This is a genomic window from Pseudoalteromonas sp. MB41, assembly GCF_020966275.1.
Classification (GTDB): domain Bacteria; phylum Pseudomonadota; class Gammaproteobacteria; order Enterobacterales; family Alteromonadaceae; genus Pseudoalteromonas; species Pseudoalteromonas lipolytica.
Genome location: NZ_JAJJZF010000001.1, coordinates 512,662 through 534,023, shown reverse-complemented (window position 1 = coordinate 534,023; position 21,362 = coordinate 512,662). Strand labels below are relative to the sequence as shown.

18 protein-coding genes are annotated in these 21,362 nt (G+C 41.9%); 7 read left to right on the top strand and 11 right to left on the bottom strand.

Features of this window, described 5'->3' with window-relative positions:
• Positions 1-7: 7 nt before the first annotated feature.
• From LPA49_RS02470 to LPA49_RS02445, 6 genes are all read right to left on the bottom strand, one after another.
• A complete protein-coding gene (locus tag LPA49_RS02470; protein ID WP_065978578.1) occupies positions 8-745 on the bottom strand; it encodes a dienelactone hydrolase family protein in 738 nt (245 codons plus the stop codon).
• Positions 746-832: 87 nt separating this feature from the next.
• Entirely contained in the window at positions 833-2,062 is a 1,230-nt protein-coding gene (locus LPA49_RS02465) for a glycerophosphodiester phosphodiesterase family protein (protein WP_075593753.1), read from the bottom strand.
• A gap of 38 nt (positions 2,063-2,100) precedes the next feature.
• Positions 2,101-2,955, bottom strand: a complete 855-nt coding sequence (locus LPA49_RS02460; protein WP_065978576.1) for a carboxylate/amino acid/amine transporter — start codon at positions 2,953-2,955, stop codon at positions 2,101-2,103.
• Positions 2,956-3,053: 98 nt separating this feature from the next.
• Entirely contained in the window at positions 3,054-4,481 is a 1,428-nt protein-coding gene (locus tag LPA49_RS02455) for an amidohydrolase family protein (RefSeq protein ID WP_065978575.1), read from the bottom strand.
• 147 nt (positions 4,482-4,628) lie between these two features.
• Positions 4,629-6,761 carry a M3 family metallopeptidase gene (locus LPA49_RS02450; protein ID WP_075593752.1) on the bottom strand — a complete coding sequence of 711 codons (2,133 nt, stop codon included), beginning with the start codon at positions 6,759-6,761 and terminating at the stop codon, positions 4,629-4,631.
• 213 nt (positions 6,762-6,974) lie between these two features.
• Positions 6,975-7,184, bottom strand: coding sequence for a hypothetical protein (locus LPA49_RS02445; protein WP_036966917.1), 210 nt, complete (start codon positions 7,182-7,184; stop codon positions 6,975-6,977).
• Between the two features lie 183 nt (positions 7,185-7,367).
• Here LPA49_RS02445 and LPA49_RS02440 point away from each other — a divergent pair, with 183 nt between their 5' ends.
• Positions 7,368-8,237, top strand: coding sequence for a mechanosensitive ion channel family protein (locus LPA49_RS02440; protein ID WP_036966919.1), 870 nt, complete (start codon positions 7,368-7,370; stop codon positions 8,235-8,237).
• Between the two features lie 30 nt (positions 8,238-8,267).
• Here the strand turns inward: LPA49_RS02440 and LPA49_RS02435 are convergent, their stop codons facing one another.
• Positions 8,268-8,816, bottom strand: a complete 549-nt coding sequence (locus LPA49_RS02435) for an HdeD family acid-resistance protein (RefSeq protein ID WP_036966921.1) — start codon at positions 8,814-8,816, stop codon at positions 8,268-8,270.
• A 156-nt stretch (positions 8,817-8,972) separates the two neighbouring features.
• Here LPA49_RS02435 and LPA49_RS02430 point away from each other — a divergent pair, with 156 nt between their 5' ends.
• From LPA49_RS02430 to yegD, 6 genes are all read left to right on the top strand, one after another.
• On the top strand, positions 8,973-10,664 hold the full coding sequence (locus tag LPA49_RS02430) for a mechanosensitive ion channel domain-containing protein (protein WP_230235388.1): 1,692 nt from the start codon (positions 8,973-8,975) through the stop codon (positions 10,662-10,664).
• 367 nt (positions 10,665-11,031) lie between these two features.
• On the top strand, positions 11,032-13,323 hold the full coding sequence (locus LPA49_RS02425) for a TonB-dependent receptor (protein WP_036966926.1): 2,292 nt from the start codon (positions 11,032-11,034) through the stop codon (positions 13,321-13,323).
• Between the two features lie 109 nt (positions 13,324-13,432).
• Complete coding sequence (locus LPA49_RS02420) at positions 13,433-13,732, top strand: hypothetical protein (RefSeq protein WP_036966929.1); 300 nt, start codon at positions 13,433-13,435, stop codon at positions 13,730-13,732.
• A gap of 65 nt (positions 13,733-13,797) precedes the next feature.
• Positions 13,798-14,454 (top strand): HAD family phosphatase, encoded by a 657-nt coding sequence (locus tag LPA49_RS02415; RefSeq protein ID WP_074989565.1) that lies wholly within the window; start codon positions 13,798-13,800, stop codon positions 14,452-14,454.
• Positions 14,455-14,517: 63 nt separating this feature from the next.
• Positions 14,518-15,363, top strand: coding sequence for a DNA ligase (locus tag LPA49_RS02410; protein ID WP_075593751.1), 846 nt, complete (start codon positions 14,518-14,520; stop codon positions 15,361-15,363).
• Between the two features lie 72 nt (positions 15,364-15,435).
• On the top strand, positions 15,436-16,803 hold the full coding sequence (yegD, locus tag LPA49_RS02405) for a molecular chaperone (RefSeq protein WP_065978847.1): 1,368 nt from the start codon (positions 15,436-15,438) through the stop codon (positions 16,801-16,803).
• Positions 16,804-16,822: 19 nt separating this feature from the next.
• Here yegD and LPA49_RS02400 read toward each other — a convergent pair whose 3' ends face one another.
• The 4 genes from LPA49_RS02400 to LPA49_RS02385 all read right to left on the bottom strand — a co-directional run bounded on the left by LPA49_RS02400 (position 16,823) and on the right by LPA49_RS02385 (position 21,259).
• Entirely contained in the window at positions 16,823-17,287 is a 465-nt protein-coding gene (locus LPA49_RS02400; protein WP_036966937.1) for a methylglyoxal synthase, read from the bottom strand.
• An 8-nt stretch (positions 17,288-17,295) separates the two neighbouring features.
• Positions 17,296-17,928, bottom strand: a complete 633-nt coding sequence (locus LPA49_RS02395; protein ID WP_036966939.1) for a LysE family translocator — start codon at positions 17,926-17,928, stop codon at positions 17,296-17,298.
• Between the two features lie 97 nt (positions 17,929-18,025).
• Positions 18,026-19,864 carry a S8 family serine peptidase gene (locus LPA49_RS02390; RefSeq protein ID WP_230235387.1) on the bottom strand — a complete coding sequence of 613 codons (1,839 nt, stop codon included), beginning with the start codon at positions 19,862-19,864 and terminating at the stop codon, positions 18,026-18,028.
• A gap of 222 nt (positions 19,865-20,086) precedes the next feature.
• On the bottom strand, positions 20,087-21,259 hold the full coding sequence (locus LPA49_RS02385; protein ID WP_036966943.1) for a multidrug effflux MFS transporter: 1,173 nt from the start codon (positions 21,257-21,259) through the stop codon (positions 20,087-20,089).
• Positions 21,260-21,362 lie beyond the last annotated feature (103 nt).

Below are 21,362 nucleotides of genomic sequence, written 5' to 3'. Positions count from 1 at the left end.
AACAGGGTTAACGCAAAGTACGATTAAACAATGCAACAGCTTGTTGGTACATAGTTAAAGCGAGAGCTGGGTCGTAACGCTCTCCCTCATCGCGCATAAATGCATGTTGTGCGTTAACTTCTTGCCACTGGTAATTAATTCCGGTAGCAATGGCTTGTTGGTAAATTTTAAGGCGGCCTTCTTTTGGTACATGTGGGTCTTGTTTGCCCCAAATAAAGTGAATTTCTCCTTGTATATCTGCCATGCGCTCAAACGAGTTATTGCCTGATTGTGCGGGCAATGTGTCACTGTGTATGTCTGTTGCATATAAACAAAATGCGGCTTTGATATCAGGATTCAGTGCGGCACGATAAGCAAGGTGACCACCAATACATACACCCATCGCTCCCACATAGCCTGTGCAATACGCTTGCGCGCGGGCAAATGCGATAAGGGCTGTGGTATCAGTGTCCTGGCTTTCAAGTGGTTTAGCCCATTTGTCGGCATTGCCTTTATCTTTGCCTTCATCATCGTAGGCAAGCACCGTGCCGAGTGGGTTTAACTCATGAAAAACCTCAGGCACTAACACGATAAAACCATGGCCTGCGAGCATAGCGGCAGAGCGTGCAATGGGGGCTGTTTCTTGAAAAATTTCAGAGTAGAAAATAATACATGGGAATTGGCCTTCGACAGCTGGGCGGTAAATGCTGGTTCGCATCAGACCTGTTTGGGTATCTATGTCGTGGCTATGGTGTTGAATAATCATGTTAATCCTCTAAAAACGGTTTAACCAATAATACCTCAGCCCCACCTTTTGGACGAGTAAAAGCCCTTGAAATTTATTGATGCTCAGTTAATTCTTTGAGGCAGGGTACTGCATACAGCTTGCGTAATAGGTAAGAGTAGCAGGCCAATCAGAGAAAATAGCCATCACTCCCACTTGCTTAGCAAGGACGTCTATCACAGTCATCATTTGCCCATCTTGTTTAATCACAGGGGCAATCGACTGGTAATAATATCCACCACCATTACTTAATGGGCCTGAGCGCTCTAAACTCCAAGTAATGATGTTCAGTCCGGCTTGTTTAGCTTTAATAGCATACAGCGAGGGCACGATTTTACCTGACTGATCAAGACTTAATAGCATCCACATTGGCGGTGCAATAATGCGTACTCCATCGTCATACAGAGCCTGCATTGATGGCTGCCAGCTTGTTTCATCCATAGCATTAAAGTGTGCTTGCTCATCTCGGCCATCAAGGTAAATACTGTTGTTTGCAAATTCAGGGTGATTGTTTAGCCAATACTTCACATCGTTAAGATTAAATGATTGCGGATAAACATCTTGGCTATTCACGCCTAAGGCCTGATATTCATCAAGCATTTTTTGCGCATAATCTTGCTGGCTAAAACCATCAAAGGGCATGCTAACTGCTGGGCTTTTTAGCTCAGGGGTCATTTTCACACCGAGTTCTTTAAACAGCGCAATGCTTTGCTGGTGGGTCATTACTGTGCCACTGTTTGCATATAAATCAGTGCGCCAGTTTGGCGTTCCTTGCAAATACTCTGCAACCGTTTTTGCGTTTGGATTGGCGCCATCCATTTTTGCTTTTAACGTTAAAAACTCAGTTTGTGTGATATCGCTAGTGCAGCATTTAGCCTGAGCCGGTTGGCCGTCTTTGGCCGGGGTAAAAGGTTGGCTGCATTTTGCAGCGAGTTCTGGAATAGCTAAAATGTTGGTAGTGGTGTGTAAATCACATTGTGAATGACGACACACGAGTTGCTTATCTTTGGTAAAGGCAACGTCACATTCAAGTACGCCAGCCCCCATTCTTGCTGCGGCTAAATATGACTCTTTACTATGCTCAGGAAACTGCATGGGGGCACCGCGATGACCAATGACAAAATCAGTTTTGTAAAAAGGGCCATTGCCACATGCAGCAAGTTGCTGCTTTAACGGCCCATCAGGCATATTGTCGATTAAATAGTAAGGCCTAGCGCCAACTTGTACCACCTGATCTACAGGCAGATTCTTACAGCCTTGAATAATGAACACTAAACAACATAAAACAAATGCGCGCATAACAGCATCCCTCTAATCGAATAGAGTTTAGCTTATCATTACTCCATGGCAGTTTTATTAAGTTTCTGATTTATAATAAGTGCTAATAAGATAATCGCCGCGCCGATGGCAAGCTTGGTGATATCGGCATCACGATTCCAAATAACAATGTTAACTATTATCCCTGCTGGGATCAGTAGGTTATTCATTACTGCAAGCGCGCCAACATTCACAATAGTTGCGCCTTTATTCCATGCAAAGTAGCCAAGCCCAGAGGCAATCGTGCCTAAGTAAATGAGTACGCCCCATTGTGTCGTTGTGGTGGGCAGCTTGCTGGTATCGCCAAACAAACCGTAACAAATCAGTGCAACAATTAGGGCACCAATAAAGAACCAAGCAAATACCCGAGAGTGCGGTAGCTGCTCATCTTGCATCAAACGTTTGTAGGTTACTTGCCCGGTAGCAAAACAGATATTGGCAGCCTGAACCATTAACATACCAATGAGGTAGTTCTCATCAACGCCCTCGTAACGTATAGCGACGGCTCCCAAAATAGCCAGCATTGCGGCGAATAAAAATTTGGCATTAAAACGTTTTTCAAGCAAATCGTTTAACAGGGTGATGTAAAGTGGCGTCATAACAGTAAATAGTAGTACCTCGGGCACACTAAGGTACAAAAACGAATGGTAATAAAAGCTGTACATGACACCAAGCTGTACCGCGCCTATTGCCATGAGCTTTAGTGCTAAGGCTTTAGGGGTTTTTCGCCATTGTAAAAAGGGTAAGAACACGCACGTTGCTAAGCCTATTCGCATTAACACACTAAACCACGCATCTACTTGCCCTGCTAAATACACGCCAATAAGACTAAATGAAAAGGCCCACAGAAGGGTAACAGCGAATAAGTAAGTCATGTTGTTTTAGTTTTGTTATAAAAGGGGCAGTGTATATGAGATAACAAATAATTAAAATTGCCCATGACAATAATACGCAGCCATGGGCAATGGGGGGGTTAGGGTTGGTTTGCCACGAACGCTTTTGCTTGCTGTTTTAATCTATCCAAAGCATTACGGTCGTAAAATGTGTTATGACTGATCACACCGCTAAGCGTTTTGGTGTTTCGAATATCTGTTAGGGGATTTTGTGAAAGCAAAATGATGTCGGCCACTTTACCTTTGGTAAGTGCCCCATACTGTTTCTGTTTATTTAAAAATTTAGGCCCTGCAAGTGTTGCTGATTGAAGTGTTTGCAACGGTGTAAGACCATAATCAGTAAAGATTGCTAACTCTTGATGTAAAGAAAGCCCAGGATAGATAAACGAATTTAAAAAGCCTGCATCGGTGCCTGCAATAATGCTTACACCCGCTTGTTGTGCCAGTGGTAACAATTGTGCCGTTTTTGTGAAGCGAGCTTTTCGCTGAATGATTTGTTCAGGGGTATCTTTATTAGCTCTGTCTACACGCCATTGGTAGGTCGCTTTTAAGCCCTTGCCAATGTAATTTAAAAAAGCGTCTTGCTGATGATTATCTTCATCGAGATAGGCGGTGATCTTGCCACCAATTAAAGTAGGCACAACCGCTGTGTCGTTGCTAGCGAGTACCGTAAACTTTTCTCTGGCTGTAGATTCATCAAATTGAGCGGTAATAATAGGCAGAGCGGTGCGATAGGTGAGTTCTTTAGAGGCTACTTTGGCTGAAATATTCGCTTCGTTTTTGGCGGCTGCTTTTAGCATGTAAGTCATATGCTCGATGGCATCAAGACCTGCCTTGGAGACATCAGTCACAGACAACGAAAACGGGATATGACCTGAAATTTGGTAACCCCGTTTTTTAACCTCTTTTACTGCCTTTAGATAAAGCTCAGGCGTTAATGCACTGTCGGTAATTTTGATAAAGTCGACATTCATGGTGTCTAGCAAATCCATTGCTGCGTGCATTTCTTCAGTCGTCTCAACTTCTAAGTCGCCGGGCCAAATAGAGCCTTTTCCTTCAAGTTTGGGGCCTGATGTAAAAATAGTTGGGCCGACTAACTGACCTTGTTTGACTTGTTCACGCCAACTGAGAACTGACTCACTCAGATCAGCCGCAGCATCACGCACCGTTGTCACGCCGTGGGCTAAATAGAGGGGGAGTAATTGTTTGTTTTCTTCTATGAGCTTTTCACCACCGCCAAAATGGACATGCATATCCCAAAGACCCGGCATGACATACTGACCTTTTGCATCTATAAATGTTGAACTTTGATATTGGGTACTGAGTGGCTGGTTACTGCGTTGTATGATAATGCCATCACGAATAGCCAGTGATTGGTTTGCTGCGATTTCTCCAGTGTGCATATCAATGATCTGAGCGTTATCGATAACAATGTCGGCGTGCTCATCTGGGATTGATGAACATGCAGCTAAAGCTGAGCAAAGTCCTAAAAGTAAAGCGTTTTTCATGTGTGAACTTATGTTTTTCTTTGAGATTAGCAAAAACGAGTTAACTGACAATTGCTTTGAGGTGAATAGGAGTAAAAGCGGGGTGAAAAATTAATTAATACTTAAAAAGTATGAGGGGTGCCCCTCATACTCTAAACAACATTGAGGTTATTCAACTAAGCCACGACGCTTTAATAACGCGTCGGTTGTTGGCTTTTGACCACGGAACTCAATATAGCTTTGCATTAAGTCGCGGCTATTACCTTTAGATAAAATTTCTTTACGGAAGTGATCACCGTTTTTGCGGGTTAAGCCGCCTTTTTCAGTCATATGAGTGAATGCATCTGCAGCGAATACTTCAGTCCAAAGATAAGCGTAGTAACCTGCTGAGTAACCACCGGCAAAAGTGTGGCTGAAGTAGCAAGATTTATAGCGCGGCGGCACGGGGTAGTACGCAATACCATGTTTGTCTAACGCATCATGTTCAAACTTTTGTACGTCTGTGATATCGGCATCAACACCGAATGAGTGCCATTCCATATCAAGGAGTGCCGCAGCTAAATACTCAGTTGTATCGAAGCCTTGGTTGAACTTTTGTGACTCAAGTACTTTTGCAAGTAACTCTTTTGGAATTGGCTCACCTGTTTTGTAGTGCTTGGCATAGTTCGCAAGTACCGTCGGCTCAACATTCCAGTCTTCGTTTGCTTGTGATGGGAATTCGACAAAGTCACGAGACGTTTTTGTCCCCGCTAAACTTGGGTATTTTACGTCAGAGAATAAACCATGAGCAGCGTGACCAAACTCATGAAATAAAGTTGTCACCTCAGAGAAGGTCATCAGTGTTGGTTGGCCTTCTGCAGGTTTGGGGATATTTTGCGCATTGTAGATGACAGGCTTGGTGCCTTTTAAACCACTTTGACCTACATAGGCACTCATCCATGCACCCCCTCGTTTGCCTTCACGTGCATATGGATCCATGTAAAATAGGCCAATGGCACTGCCATCTTCATTGAATACTTCGAACACCATGACGTCTTCGTGATATACAGGCAAATCTTTACGCTCTTTAAAGGTGATACCATAGAGTTTATTCATGGCAAAGAACAAGCCATCGTGGATCACTGATTGCATTTCAAAGTAAGGCTTAACTAAAGCTGGGTCTAAGTCGTACTTTTCTTGACGTACTTTTTCTGCATAAAATGCCCAATCCCAAGGTTGTAGAGCAAACGTTTCACCTGATTTATTGATTACCTGTTGAATTTGCTCCGCTTCCGCTTCGGCTTTAGCAACTGCCTTTGGTGCTAAGTCATCTAAAATACCGTATACATTTTCTGGCGTTTTCGCCATTCGCATCGTCAATACATAAGAAGCCCAATCTTTGAAACCAAGTAATGCCGCTTTTTCAGCGCGCAATTTGGTTTCCTTGAGAATGATAGGGCCGTTTGTTGCTTGCGCACGATTTGCAGATGTAGTCCAAATTTTTTCACGCAGTTTACGATTTTCAAGGCTTTGTAAAATAGGTTGGCGAGTGGTGTTCACCAGTGTGATCATATAACCTTCTTTACCCGCTTTGTCAGCCGCGGCTGCAAGGCTTGCAATTTCACCATCAGATAAACCAGCAAGTTCGGTTTTATCTGTGACTAAAATTACATCTTCTTTGAACGATTTTAAGAGATTTTGTGAAAAATCGGTTGAAAGTTTTGCAAGTTCAGCGTTGATTTCACGCATTCTTACTTTGTCTGCTTCGTTTAGTTTAGCGCCCGCGTTGATAAATTTTTTAAAATAAAAATCGACTAAATGTTTGTCTTCAGCACTGAGGTTTTCTGCATTGTCATAGATAGCTTGCACACGATTGAAGAGCGCTTGGTTTAGATAAATATCGTCGGTATGAGCAGATAAAATTGGCGCCATTTTAGCGTCAATGCGTTGGTACTCGCTGTCAGAAATTAATCCAGATAAGTTAAAAAAGGCATCGGATACGCGATCTAATAGCTCACCTGATAACTCCATTGCAACGAGTGTATTTTCAAATGTTGCAGGCTCTGGGTTATTGGCAATCTTTAAGATTTCAGTTTTTTGCTCGGCAATACCTGCTTCAAATGCAGGTTCGTAGTCGTTTGTTGATATTTTATCAAACTCAGGAGCCATATATTGCAAAGGGCTCGGCTTGAAAAATATAGACTCAGTATTCTTTTTTTGTGTTTCAACAATAGGTTGACTTTGTGTGTTAGCTTGCTCTGGACTACAAGCTGATAATAAAAATACACTAGCAACGGTGGTGGCTATTAGGGTCTTACGCATGATGGCTCCAATAATGTGGATAAATTTTCTATAATCTATCAAATTTTTGATGCCAAATAACAATATTTATCTTTTATTTTTCGTATTTTAGAAATAATTAGTCGATTTGGTGTGGGTGGCGCTAAAAAAGCCATCAATTAGTGTGATGGCTCGCTAGATAAAAAGTGGTATACGCTGTCCCATATTGATGGATGCTTTAAAGCGTGCCATAAGTTAGTTGTAACCCAAGACAAACTTTTTCTCTGAACCAAAATTTTCTGGCATGGCGTTGCCGAACTCTTTGTTAATTAATGCTAATGAATGTTCTTGTTCGGCAAGTAAGTTCAAAATGCGGTTGCGATACTCTAGACTTGATTCAAAAAGGTTTAAGTCAACGAGTGGCTGTAATGTTGCAAGTTTTTGTGTAAGTGTCATTTGTGACATTGTGCTCTCCTCATGCTATTAAAAGCTTTCACTATGTATATAGCACTTATGGTCTAAAAGAGTTAATAAATAGCGCTTTTTGCGCATAAAGATCTTAGAATTTACTAAGATTTCATCTATTATGCCGTGTTAAACTTAGTGACAACTGAATCAAACACGACTTTTTACTAGGAATGTTCATTTATGACCCTTGCTGATTTGCAATCTGCATTATCGTTTGTTTTGTTTACATATAACGATGTACAAATCACTGTGCTAAAAGTTATTCAAGTACCTTTGGTGCTGTTTTTAATGTGGTTTGTGGTCACATGGATAGGTCGATTAATTAAAAAAGCACTGTTGGCAAAAAACCTAGGGCCAGACACAGTTCATTTATTCACGCGTATTTACCTTGTTGTTACCATCGCAGTGCTTGTGTTTACTTCACTTGAGGTACTGAATATTCCGTTAACGGCATTTGCATTTGTCTCTGGTGCGATAGCAATTGGCGTCGGTTTTGGTGCACAAAATATCATTAACAACTTTATTAGTGGCTGGATACTCATGTGGGAACGCCCGATTAGAATCGGTGACTTCTTAGAGGTGGGTGATGCAAAAGGCGTGGTTGAGACAATTAATACACGTTCAACTCGTATTCGTCGCAATGATGGCGTGCATATGTTGGTACCAAATAGTCAATTGCTCGAAAACACAGTCACTAACTGGACGTTGATTGACCGTAATGCGCGTTCATCGGTAAACGTGGGTGTTGCATATGGCTCTGATGTGGTGTTAGTTGAAAGGCTGATTAAGCAAGTGCTAGATGAGCATCCTGCTATTTTAAAAAAACCAGCCTCGTCAGTATTGTTCGATGACTTTGCTGACAGTTCACTCACGTTTAGTGCAATATTTTGGGTGTGTGCTGAGTCTGAAGCCCCGCTTCGTCAGGTACGCAGTGAATTACGCTTTAGCATTTATAAAATTTTTGCTGAGCATAATGTAACGATAGCTTTCCCACAGCGCGATATTCATATTGATGGGCAGATAGCCTTGAAAAGAACACATTCAAAATAACAATAAGAAAAGCGGCATTTGCCGCTTTTTTTACGTTGCCTCATGCAGTTTTTTAAGTTTAAACGACAGAAGCACCATGATGAGTCCAAACACAATCGCATAGCTAGCAACGAGCCATAGTAATGTAATGATACCGGCACCCGGATTAAACATAAGGTAGCCACCAAAAACAATTGAGATAACCCCACTGCCAATCAAAAGCCATTCATTGCTTATTTCTTTACGTAGCTTACTTGCAATGACAATTTCAATGACACCAATAGCGATAGCCCAAGCTGCAATAAAATAAAGCATTAGAATCGCAGTGACATTGGGGGCAAATAAGGTCACTAAAGCTGCTGCAATAGAAATTAGACCGCCTATGAGGAGCATCCACCATAGCGGGTTATCTTTTTTAGAAGCAAACGCTAACCAGGCTCTAATCGAGCCATCAACAAAAAAGTATGCAGCAAAAATAAACATCAATACGGCGAGGGATGCTTCAGGCGCAAGCCAGCCGCATAAACCAAAAATAATAGCGATAACACCGTGAATGAATAAGGAGGACCAATGTGGAACCAGCGAATTTGAAATGTGCATGATAATTTTCCTTTGCTTAAGTCTCTCTATAACTAACATTTCAGATACAGCTTGCAAAGAAATTTAATTATTTTTTGTACAGTTAATGAAAGCATGCTCTAATTTAAAAAGATAAATTTTTCTATGGTTTAAAGTTTTTCGGACAAGGAAAGAAGTGTGAAGAGTATAGCTAAGAAGTTTACGCTAGAGCTAGTTGGGTTATTACTGTGTTGCATGGTACTGTTTTCGCAGCCTGTGACTGCAACGACAACTCCCGAAGTGACCGTTAAGTCGCTTATCGATAAAGACAATAAAGAAGAGCACACCGAAACAAAACCCGAGAACCAAACCCAACAAGCCGTTACCTCACAACCTGATTCTAAGTTAGTTGAACCGACTGATGAATTACCGTTCGATGCCTTTTCTCGGATGACCCCGCGAAGTTCAATGCAAGGCTATTTAAAAGCAACCCGTGCCCGTGACTTTGAACGTGCCAGTTTTTACCTCGATTATCGTAACCTGCCGAAAGATGTTGAAGCTATTGGTAAGGCACAACTTGCCGAAAACTTATCTGTGGTCCTCGACCGAACCTTATGGGTTGATGTTGATAGCTTAAGTAATAAGCCAAAAGGAAAGCAAAATGAAAGTGTGCCGAGTTATCGTGACTTAGTGGGAGAGATCTCGACATCACAGGGCAAGGTGCAAATTTTATTGCAAATCGTGCCAGATGAAAAAACAGGCAACCGTATTTGGAAAATTTCAAATGCAACGGTAAGTCAAATTCCCTTACTGACGAAAGAGTATGGATATAATCGAGTGGGTGAATGGTTATATAAGCGCTTGCCTGATGTCGAGTTTTTAGGGGTAATGCTCTGGCAGTGGATTTATTTTGCATTCACATTTTTGTTATTTTTAGTGGTTGCAGTCATTTTAACGCGCATAGTGACCTTTGTGCTTGCGCATTTAAAGGTTCCAGTCGAAAAAGATGTCGTACGGTTTATTAACGGGCCTGTTTGTTTATTACTGGCCGTATTAATGTCGCGATCGTTAAGTGATCAATCTAATGTGACCATTGCCGTACTGGCTCTATTTCATGGCGCAACGGTGTTATTAATAGCTTGGGCATGGGTATGCTTAAGAGCGGTTGATATCGCCAAGCATAGGCTAAGTAATCGCTTCATTATGCAAGATAAACCACAGGGAGTGTTTTTATTACGTCCTGTAAGCAATGTACTTAAAACCAGCATCGTCATTATTGTGCTGTTTATGTGGTTTGAGAATTTGGGGTTTAATGCGACGACGTTATTGGCTGGTTTAGGGATAGGTGGCTTAGCAATTGCGCTTGCAGCACAAAAAACGGTCGAAAATATTATAGGCGCAATCACCTTATATATCTCGGCACCGGTCAAAATTGGTAGCTTATGTAAATTTGGCAGCCACCTTGGAACAATTGAAGAGATAGGGCTTAGAGCCACGCGTATTCGTACATTAGACCGCTCTGTTATCTATGTGGCCAATGCTAAATTTGTTGATATGCAACTGGAAAATATTTCTGAGCGAGAGCGTATTTCGTATCGGCCAAAGCTGATGCTTAGTGCAAACACACCCAAGCAGAACTTAGAAAGCTTCATGCAGGCAGTGAGAGAGTTATTAGAGAAACATCAACACATAGCGTTTGAGCCATGTCGGGTACGCTTTAAAGGCTTTACACCTTGGGCTTTGCAAGTTGATGTACTAAGCTACGTAGAGCCTGTTGATTTTGCATTTTATATGGAAGTAATTGAGGAGTTGAACTTGGCTATTTTGGGGTTGTTGAACGAGCATCATTGTGAGCTTGCTAACCCAGAATTTGCGCGAGTAACCGATTAGTGACAATGAACGCTTAAATGACAGTCGTTATCATTTGTGCATAATGTATACACATTCTTGTATTTAATTGAACAGGACATATGTCCGCTAAAATAAAAAATATTTGCATAAAATCCTCTAAATGTGTCGATGTTGTCGCTAACTGTTGTAAAAAACTTGTTTATTTATCATTTTTAATGCAGTAAAAGCGTTATGAAGTGTTATAATCGTCAGCGTTCGTTCAGCCTCTTTACCTCGTTTTGCACTCTCGATTAAGAGGTCCGCGCAGCTTATTACAAGGCGCGAAAAATTGGCCGAACCCGTCAAATGAATTGACGCAACATCATCACCGTTGAATAAGAGTGCATTAAAAAGGTTAAAACCCGACATGAAAGCAATGAAAAGATCTACGTTAGCAACCCTAATTAATGCAACGTTGTTCTCTGCAGTAGCAGGTACTTCATTTTCTTCTATTGCAGAAGAAGCCACTGCTGAAAAAACCAACCAATTAGAAGTCATTCAAATCACCGCGCGTAAGCGTGTAGAGAACGCACAGGAAGTACCTGTTGCTGTTTCGGCTCTACAGGGTGATAAGCTTGATGCTTATAGTTCAGCTGGTATGGATATTCGTTTTATGAATGCGAAAATTCCAAGCTTATCAATTGAATCTTCGTATGGTCGTACATTCCCTCGCTTTTATGTTCGTGGTCTAGGTAACACTGACTTCGATTTAAATGCTTCACAACCGGTATCGCTTGTTGTTGATGATGTCGTTCAAGAAAACGCAATCTTAAAAGGCTTTCCTGTATTTGACGTGGCACGTGTAGAAGTACTTCGTGGTCCACAAGGTACGTTGTTCGGTCGCAACACGCCAGCCGGTCTTGTCAAGTTTGACACAGTAAAACCAAGTCAAGAGTTTGACGGGTTTAGCTCAGTTTCTTACGGTACTAATAATGCGATTGACTTTAGAGGTGCTGTTGGTGGTGGCCTGACAGATAATTTATCAGCTCGTGTTTCTGTTTTATGGCAAGATAAAGATGATTATATTGATAATCGCGCCCCAGGTTTTGAACAAGATGACATACTAGGTGGCTATACCGATAGAGCTGCTCGTATACAGTTCTTGTATGAAAAAGACGATTTTTCAGCATTACTTAATTACCACGTTCGTAACATGGAAGGTACTCCAATTCCATTCCGTGCGAATGCCATCAAAGCGGGTTCAAACGACTTAGTCGATGGCTTTAAAGACGATGTGGTCTATCATGATGCCGCTGCACGTGAATTCCAAAGAGTAGATGCTGAAGGTGTAAGCTTAAAACTTGAGTATGATCTTGAAGCCCATACGATTACTTCAATCACAGGCTGGGAAAGTGCAAAAGTTAACTCTCGTGGTGATATTGATGGTGGCTATGGCGCAGCATTCTTAGGCGACTACCAAGGTCCTGGTATTATTCCTTTCCCTTCAGAAAGTGAAAGTGGTTTACCAAAGCATGACCAATACACACAAGAACTTCGTATCTCGAGTAATTTTGTCGGTGATTTTAACTATCAAACGGGCTTATTCTACTTCGACGAGTCAGTAAGCATTGATAACTTTGGTTATAATACTTTGGCTGGTGGTGCATTGAATGGCTATGTTAATCAGCAGCAAGATACTAAAGCTTGGGCTGTATTTGGTACGGTCGATTACACTTTAACCGACGATTTAAAGCTAACAGCGGGCCTTCGCTACTCAGATGACGATAAAGACTTTGTTGCGGTCCGTAAAATTGTACCAGCTGATTTAAACGAATGTAACAACGACTTAATGCAGTGCCAAACTGATATAACGCGTACAGAAGATGCGAGTGATGATCATATCAGTTGGGATATTTCAGCTTCTTACAAGTTAAATGATGATGTAAATCTATATGCGCGTGTTGCTAATACATTCCGTGCACCTAGTATTCAGGGCCGTATTACTTTTGCAGACGAAGTAACCAAAGCGGATTCAGAAACCGTGACATCTTATGAAATGGGTGTTAAATCAGATGTATTAGACGGCCGTGGCCGTGTTAATGCGACCGTGTTCTATTTTAATATGGACGACCAGCAGTTAACTGCTGTTGGTGGTACAGCGAACACAACTCGCTTACTTAATGCTGATAAAACAACTGGTTATGGTTTTGAGCTAGACACAGAGTGGATGTTAACTGATGAGTTAAACGCAACATTTAACTTAAGTTATAATAACACTGAACTTAAAGACAAAAACGTATCTATTGCGGTTCCACAGCGTCCAAGTTTAACAATTACCGACCCGGTTGTTGATGGCAAAGCGTTTATTGATGGAAACAGCTTACCACATGCACCTGAGTGGATTTCAAACCTTACACTACGTTACAGTAAAGAACTCGCTGGCGGTGAATTCTTCACCTATGCTGACGTGTCTTACCGTAGCGAAATCAACTACTTCTTATATGAGTCAGTTGAGTTTGAAGGCAAGTCATTAACAGAAGTGGGTTTACGTAGTGGTTATGCATGGTCAGAAGGTGACTATGAGTATGAAGCTGCTGTATTTGCACGTAACTTATTTGACGAGCAACAAGCAATTGGTGCAATCGACTTCAACAACAACACAGCAATGGTTAATGAAGGCCGCTTTGTTGGTGTAGAGTTTAAGGTTAAGTTCTTCTAACCTTAAACGTTACGTTTTTAAAACCCGCTTTATAGCGGGTTTTTTCGTTTATAAACCTTCTTGTTACTGATAAAGTACGGGTTATAACTTAATTTATAAGAGAACTATCATGGCTGGATTTTGGAATTACCGTGTCATTTTTTGTGAAGCGACTAAAGATGAGGCTGCACAATATCAAATTCACGAAGTTGAATATAATCTCAATGGCAAAGTGACCAATTGGTCTGAAACAGGTGCCGCACCGTTTGGTCATACTGTTGAAGAACTAGAAGCCGATGCAGATCGTTTAAAAACCGCTTTTTCAAAACCTATATTGAAAGTGGTTAGAAAGCAGCGTGGCTATGAGTTGGTTGATGTTGAAACGGGTGAAGAGGCTTTTGCAGAGCCACCTGCGGGTTTAACTGAGTAACATATTATATTTATCGAAGGTGCCAAATGGCACCTTTTATCTTTTAGACTGTAAAAGGAATGAGGATGACTTTAAAAGCAGTATTGTTTGATATGGATGGCACACTTGTCGACTCTGAAAGTGTGCATTTTAATATCTGGAATGACATTTTAGCGCCGTTTGGCGTTCACTATGATGAAGCCACTTTTTGCCAGCGATTTTCGGGCAGGCCAACCCTTGAGGCAGCGAAAGAAGTGGTTGAAAACTATCAATTAACTATTTCGCCTCAGGCGCTTACAGACGCGAAATACACTGCATTTGGTCATTTTGTGAGTGCAAACTTACCGGCTTTAATGCCACACGCAAAAGACGTGCTTGAGCAAGTTAAAGAAAGTGGTTTAAAAATGGCCTTAGTAACAGGAAGTGCTAAAGATGAAGCGTATCCGATTTTAAAGGGATATGGCATATTTGATTGGTTTGATTGTATTGTCACGAAAGACGATGTCAAAAACCCTAAACCTGCAGGTGAACCCTATCAACTCGCCCTTAAAAGCCTGAATATTAATGCCGATGAGGCTATCGCTGTTGAAGATACATTTACCGGTGTTACAGCAGCAAATAACGCTAATGTTAGTGTGTTTGCAGTGCCTAATCACTTTACCGTTGAACACGATTTTTCAAAAGCAGCCGCGGTCATGGCAAATCTTCAAGAAGTTTTCAAATGGGTACAAACTAAACTATAGTAAAGGAAAACGTGACTACTCGATTATGGTCACGTTGTTATTAATTACTGCAAGGAAGCAATTATGATTACCTTTATTAAAAAACACCTGTCCGTGTTTTTACTCGTTATCAGTTTTTCATCCACCGCAGCAGTCACCCCAGATGTTCTCCTTGCTAATGTTTATGATGCAGACAAGGTAAATATTAATGATTACTTAGTGAGCGAAAAGTATGACGGTATAAGAGCCATTTGGACAGGAAATAAACTTGTCACTCGTAATGGTCACCTCATCCATGCACCCGTTTGGTTTACAGCCCCATTGCCTGATGTTTGGCTCGATGGTGAGTTGTGGACGAAACGCCAAGATTTTGCCAACCTTAGCGGGATTGTTCGCACACATCAACCGAACGATAGCGAGTGGCACACAGTAAGTTATCAGGTATTTGATATGCCTGATGCTACGTTGCCATTTAGTCAGCGGTATGAGAATTACGCAGGCTTAGTAACGCAAATTAACGCAGAGCATATCAGAGCAGTCAAACAAAGACGGTTTACCGATAACCATCAGCTAAGCTTATTTATGGATGAGCTTGTTGCGAAGGGCGCTGAAGGCGTAATGTTGCACCTTGCTTTAGCTACACATAAAGCGGGTCGCAGTGATGCTTTGTTAAAGCTTAAGCCTTATCTTGATGCAGAAGCGGTCGTGATTGCTCACTTTCCTGGCAAAGGTAAGTATAAAAATATGTTAGGTGCACTTAAGGTGCGCAATGCCGAGGGTGTTGAATTTAAAATAGGTTCGGGGTTTTCTGATAAGCAACGGCAATTTCCTCCTGCGATAGGTAGCACCATTACTTATAAATATCATGGATTTACTAAAAATGGTTTGCCACGTTTCGCGAGCTTTTTACATGAGCGAGTACCGCTGTAACGTTTAAGCATTCAAAAATGGCCGCGACTATGGTAAATTTCGCGGCCTTTTTGTTGATGTATAGGTGATAGAATGTTTGCAGGCTTTGATTACGGAAGCTCTAATTGTGCAATAGGTGTGATGAATAATGAGCAGCAAGTATCATTGGTGCCGCTTGAGCAGGGCAAACACTATTTACCATCAACGTTATATACCCACCATAGTGCACTTGTTGTTGATTTTGTTGCGAAACATTTGACAGGGAGCGATCAAGAAGCTGAATTTAGGGCACAGCGCCAAGCGCTACTCAATACCATACCCCGTGTGAAGTCTGATTTAGATATTCAAACAGGCGATGAAACCTTATTTATTGGTCGTGAAGCGATTAGCGAGTATGTTCAATTTCCAGAAGAAGGTTATTTCGTTAAATCACCCAAGTCATTTTTTGGCGCAGTCGGCTTAAAGCAAGGTCAAATTAACTTTTTTGAAGACATAGCCACAGCGATGATCTTAAAAATTAAGCAACGTGCAGAGCAGTCTTTACAGCAAAACTTAACTGAAACAGTGATTGGTCGGCCTGTAAACTTTCAGTCAGTGGGCGGAGAAGAGTCAAACCAACAGGCACTGGGAATTTTAGAACGAGCAGCAAAACGTGCGGGTTTTAAAGAGGTATCATTTCTATATGAGCCACTGGCTGCGGGGATTGATTATGAAACGTCGCTACAGGCTGATAAAAAAGTACTGGTAGTTGATATTGGTGGGGGCACCAGTGATTGCTCATTTGTGCAGATGGGTCCAGGCTTTCGTCAAAATCAATGTCGCGACAATGACTTTTTAGCACACAGTGGTAAACGAGTAGGGGGCAATGACTTAGACATCGCCCTGAGCTTTCATGGCTTAATGCCATTATTAGGCTTAGGCACTGAGTTTAAGTCAGGCTTACCTTTACCAAATCAGCCATTTTGGCAAGCGTGCAAAATTAATGATGTGAACCTGCAAAGCCAATTTTATAGTGACGCTCATCATCGAGAACTTGTTACGCAATTGCGCGAAGTGCAGCAACCTGATTTATTTAAGCGCTTAATTCATTTACAGCAAAATAAGCAAGGTCACCAGTTGGTCCAGCAAGGTGAGGCTGCAAAAATAGCACTTTCATCAACAGACACATTCAATACTGATTTAAGCTTTTTAGATTCAGAGTTGAGTCAATGTTTAACGCTCAATGATTTAGCTTTAGCGGTAGAAGATTCAATAAACCAAATTGTGGCACTGGCTAAACAGGCGATACAAGAGGCCGGCACTTCACCCGACGTAATTTATTTAACGGGAGGCAGTGCCCAGTCGCCATTAATTAAAGCAGCGTTAAAAACACATCTGGGAAATATTGATATGCTCAATGGTGACCATTTTGGCAGCGTAACAGCCGGATTAACTAAATGGGCACATACGCTTTATCGCTAAATGTGCTCATTGATAAAAATTACAATGCTACTTGGCGCGTAGCTAAGTACTTCTCGTAATCAGGTAGCGTACGATTAAGCTCACTTTCCATCATTGGTGAGCTTAAGAGCATATCTGCACTGACTTCATTACACGCTACAGGTATGTTCCACACTGCAGCTAAACGCAGTAACGCCTTTACATCGGGGTCGTGAGGTTGAGAAGCCAGTGGATCCCAGAAAAATACCAGCATATGCACTTCGTGTTCAGCGATTTTAGCCCCTAGTTGCTGATCTCCACCCATTGGGCCACTTAACAGCTTAATAACCTCAAGACCTGTTGTACGCTCTATTAAATGGCCTGTTGTGCCTGTGCCATATAAAGTGTGTTTACTTAATATCGCTTTGTGTTTTTCACACCATGCTTTCAGTGCTGCTTTTTTACCATCATGGGCAACAAGGGCAATATTTTTTTTGGCGGGTAAGGCTTGTTGTTTTTGTTCCATAAGTGCTCTTATATTAGAAGGTTAATTGCCAGTGCAATAAAGACCAGTCCTGTGATTCTATCAATCCAAAGTTGGGTTTGCGGGTGATCACGAAAGTAACTGGCTATCTTATCGCCGAAATAAATATACGTGCAGTCGATAGGAAAAGCAAAAAGAGGATAGAGTAATCCAAAAAATGCTAACTGAAATGTGGTTGACGATAAGCTTGGGTCGACAAACTGCGGTATAAAAGCAATAAAAAACAACGCAACTTTTGGGTTAAGCACTTCGGTCATCATGGCTTGAAACATGACATTCTGTTTTTTACTGGTGCTTACATGGGGCTTATCTTCGCATTGTGGATTAGGCTGACTAACCGTTGCTTTTAACGTCGTTAATCCTAAATAACACAGGTAGGCAGCACCTAAATATTGAACCGTGGTATAAGCAACTGTAGAGGCTTTTAAAATAGCGGTTAAACCTATAACAGCAAAAAAGGTATGCACAACCCCGCCTAACGCAAAACCAAATGCGCTTTGCAAGCCTGCCGCTCTTCCATTTGCAAAGGTTTGTGCCATTAAAAAAGCGTTAGAAGGACCGGGGGCAATAGCGATTAAAAAACTGGCGCCTAAAAACGACAGTAAAAACTCAGGATTGATCATTGGCACAGGTGAATAAAGCTAGGTGCTTGATGTTAACAAGTTTTCAAGAAAAGAAAAAGCGGGCAATGTTGCCCGCTCATCGAGGTTGGGGAAAGTATTAGAACGCGACTGTGCTATTGTTTGAGCAAACAGTTGTGCTTTGTGCTTCACATACTTGATAAGTGTAAGAACCGCCGCCTTTCGCTGTAATTGTGTCTGTGTAACTGTTGTTATTTGCTACAGACGTTACTTTGCTGCCGTTACGGTAAATATCTACATTACTGGTTGCTGCGCCATTCCAGCTAAGATCAACATACGCAACACCTTTTGATTTATAACCTGATGTTGATAAGCTAATTTCATCACCACCCGGTGTCGTACCGCCACCGTTATTACCACCCGCACAGCCATTAACTGTTAGGTAAGCATCAGCCGCAGCCGCTTTAACAATACCGTGGCCGAAGTAAACGTCGTGACCCGCAGCGCCTTGGTCTTCGGCTGTTGCTTTAAGTGCAGCACGGATTTCAGTACCAGTACATTGTGGATGATTTGACCAAACCAGCGCTGCCACACCTGAAACTGCAGGGGTTGCCATTGAAGTGCCGCTCATGTAGCCGTAATCGCTAGTACCAATGTTAATGCTAATGTTCGTGCTTGCAAGTAAAGCTGCACGGTCTTCAAGTGCTGCGCCTACGGCTGGAATGCTTGTGTTGTTTGTATCGCCTAACGTACCGTATAACATACCCGCTTCGTTATTGATGATAACTGCACCAATACCGCCAGAGTTTTCACAGTTTGCCACTTTGTCGTAGAACGAAATGACACCACGGTCAATCATACATACTTTGCCTGATGCCGCTGTATCAACGCTTTCTGCTGTACCCATATAATAAGCTGTACCCGCAGCATTTCCTGAGTTTTCCATTGCAGATGTAGCATAGCCGGTATTATCCGCGGTTAAGCTTGCAGCCGTTGCCATGCCAGCAGGGTATGTAGATAAGGTATCAACACCACCCGCAGTGACTTCTACACAGATTGTTTCGTCAGTCGTTACATTTTTACCACGGCCCGACGTACAGCTTGGGAATTGTGAGAAATCAGCAATTTGATTGTTTGCATCGTTTGCACCTACCATCATTACTGATGGGTAACCAGCAGGGTATGAACGAACACTGTTTCCATCATTACCCGCTGCTGCTACAACAAGGCCGCCAGCGTTTGTGAAGTTTGCGAATGCATTTGATTCTGTGCTGTTTGAGCCACCACCGCCAAGGCTCATACTGATAATATTAGCGCCTGCTTGAGAACATAAATCAGCTGCATGAGCTAGATCAGACGAGTAACCCCATCCCTCAGCGTTAAATACTTTGATGATGTGCATAGCAACACCCGGAGCCATACCAACAACACCTAGGTTGTTGTCAGCAGCACCAATAGTGCCTGCTACGTGAGTACCGTGAGGACCGCCGTTGTCAAACCAGTTGCCTGTGCCACTATCGTTATCACCTGTGATATTACCCCACACAAAATCAGGGTTTGATGCATCAAGGCCTGAGTCAATGACACACACTTTCATACCGGCATTGGCATCAAATGTTACTTGATCAGCTTGTGACTGATAAACTGCATAGGGAGTTAACTGTTGCTGCATTGCATTGCCAGCATCATCATTGTATACCGCCATGGGTACACGTTTATGATCTTCTTCAATGAGTTTAATATGTGGGTTATTAAGTAAGCCTTTAACGCTTGCTAAATCGTGACCAGTAAATTGTGCTGCAATAAAGCCATTACCATCAACTTTGATATCACCACCCAGTTTTTTAGCAAGGGCTTTCACCACGCCTTTTTTATTGTTGTCTACTTGGATGATATAACGGTCGTTTGCTGCGTGTGCAGTTCCTGCTGCGCACAGACCACTGATGATTAACGCTAAAGCTAATTTATTCTTTTTCATATTTCGTATCCCAAACGTGTTATTGAGTTAACTAAATGTTAACTTAATTAAACAATAATTTAATAAAACCGTGGGTACAAGTAAAATTATCCATAAAAACGGAACAAAAAATTCTAGAAACAGGTCTTTTATAATCTAATGTTATATTGAGAAGTCTAAACGGGTAAATAGAATATAACTATTCTCATTTACCCGTATTTGGTAACGAATGTGAACTAAACTCTATGACAAGTGTTTGTGTTTTAAGAGTAAATAAGCAAAAGGTATAAGCATTAAGAAGTGCACACCAATTAAAACGGGCGTAACTAAGTTTAAATACTGTGTTATAAACACCAGTAAACTTGCGCCACTCATTTGCATTAAACCAATAAGTGCAGATGCAGTCCCCGCTTGTTTTGGGTATAAGCTTAACGCTCTACCGGCTGATGACCCTAAAGTTAATGCAAAGCCAAATGCAGCTATAAACATGGGGAACATGAGGGCAATAGCGCTACGCTGCTGGCTTAAAATGAGCATTAAACCGCCAGAGAGCACTAATAACATAAGGCCAATTTTTAATGCGCGTTTAGGTTGTCGCTTTATATACAGAGGCATTATGAAACTAGCTAGAATGCTAAGCACGGCGTTACAGGTAAACCAAAAAGTAAAATCGCTGACGCTACCGCCTAATTCAGTAATAAGCCAGCCGGGTGCTAAGGTCACAAACACCAAAATTGCTGACATAGTCACTAAACAAATTAAGCTATGAAATAAAAACAGAGGGGTGCTGATTATGGGAATAAAGCGCCGTAAATCAAGAATGTGACCGCTGTATACACTGTCGGCAGGGCGTGTTTCTTTATAAAGTATTAGCGTAATAAGTAAGCCTGCGAGGGCAAAGGCAGCCATAAATAAAAAGTTCATACGCCAGCCAAATTGCACCGTTAACCACGCACCTAAAATAGGGGCGAGGGCAGGGATAAAACACACGATACCATTGAGGTAAGTAATTATCTGACCGCTGCGCTCACTGCCAAATCTGTCTCTAACTATGGCAAATGCTACGACAAAGGTTGCACAGGCGCCCAAGCCTTGCAGTGCTCTTGCAAACATAAGGCTGGTAAAGTCAGGAGATAGGTAAGCGCCATACGCAGCCAAACCATATAAAGTTACTCCTGCAATGGCGACAGGTTTACGGCCAAACTTATCTGCTAAAGGACCTGCAATTAACTGCCCAAGTCCTACGGTCAGCATAAAAATTGCGACGGTTTGTTGTACTTGTTTCTCCGATGCATGAAACTGGTCTGCAATAGTTGGAAAAGCCGGTAAATAAATATCAATAGCTAACGGGCTAAAGATAACCAGAAGGCCTAAGATGAATAGTAAACTGGGGTTTTTGTGCTGGCGTGACTGCATTCGCTCTCCTTAAAACGGTATTTTATGTGCCCCTTAAAGAAAAGAAAAGCGTTGATGCGGGTTATTGTGTGATACATACGTTGTCATTCGTTTGCGCGAGTAA

Bases quoted from the DNA above. Each gene is read 5' to 3' on its own strand.
- LPA49_RS02470 (WP_065978578.1), bottom strand. From the start codon at position 745: ATGATTATTCAACACCATAGCCACGACATAGATACCCAAACAGGTCTG.
- LPA49_RS02465 (WP_075593753.1), bottom strand. From the start codon at position 2,062: ATGCGCGCATTTGTTTTATGTTGTTTAGTGTTCATTATTCAAGGCTGT.
- LPA49_RS02460 (WP_065978576.1), bottom strand. From the start codon at position 2,955: ATGACTTACTTATTCGCTGTTACCCTTCTGTGGGCCTTTTCATTTAGT.
- LPA49_RS02455 (WP_065978575.1), bottom strand. From the start codon at position 4,481: ATGAAAAACGCTTTACTTTTAGGACTTTGCTCAGCTTTAGCTGCATGT.
- LPA49_RS02450 (WP_075593752.1), bottom strand. From the start codon at position 6,761: ATGCGTAAGACCCTAATAGCCACCACCGTTGCTAGTGTATTTTTATTA.
- LPA49_RS02445 (WP_036966917.1), bottom strand. From the start codon at position 7,184: ATGTCACAAATGACACTTACACAAAAACTTGCAACATTACAGCCACTC.
- LPA49_RS02440 (WP_036966919.1), top strand. From the start codon at position 7,368: ATGACCCTTGCTGATTTGCAATCTGCATTATCGTTTGTTTTGTTTACA.
- LPA49_RS02435 (WP_036966921.1), bottom strand. From the start codon at position 8,816: ATGCACATTTCAAATTCGCTGGTTCCACATTGGTCCTCCTTATTCATT.
- LPA49_RS02425 (WP_036966926.1), top strand. From the start codon at position 11,032: ATGAAAGCAATGAAAAGATCTACGTTAGCAACCCTAATTAATGCAACG.
- LPA49_RS02420 (WP_036966929.1), top strand. From the start codon at position 13,433: ATGGCTGGATTTTGGAATTACCGTGTCATTTTTTGTGAAGCGACTAAA.
- LPA49_RS02415 (WP_074989565.1), top strand. From the start codon at position 13,798: ATGACTTTAAAAGCAGTATTGTTTGATATGGATGGCACACTTGTCGAC.
- LPA49_RS02410 (WP_075593751.1), top strand. From the start codon at position 14,518: ATGATTACCTTTATTAAAAAACACCTGTCCGTGTTTTTACTCGTTATC.
- yegD (WP_065978847.1), top strand. From the start codon at position 15,436: ATGTTTGCAGGCTTTGATTACGGAAGCTCTAATTGTGCAATAGGTGTG.
- LPA49_RS02400 (WP_036966937.1), bottom strand. From the start codon at position 17,287: ATGGAACAAAAACAACAAGCCTTACCCGCCAAAAAAAATATTGCCCTT.
- LPA49_RS02395 (WP_036966939.1), bottom strand. From the start codon at position 17,928: ATGATCAATCCTGAGTTTTTACTGTCGTTTTTAGGCGCCAGTTTTTTA.
- LPA49_RS02390 (WP_230235387.1), bottom strand. From the start codon at position 19,864: ATGAAAAAGAATAAATTAGCTTTAGCGTTAATCATCAGTGGTCTGTGC.
- LPA49_RS02385 (WP_036966943.1), bottom strand. From the start codon at position 21,259: ATGCAGTCACGCCAGCACAAAAACCCCAGTTTACTATTCATCTTAGGC.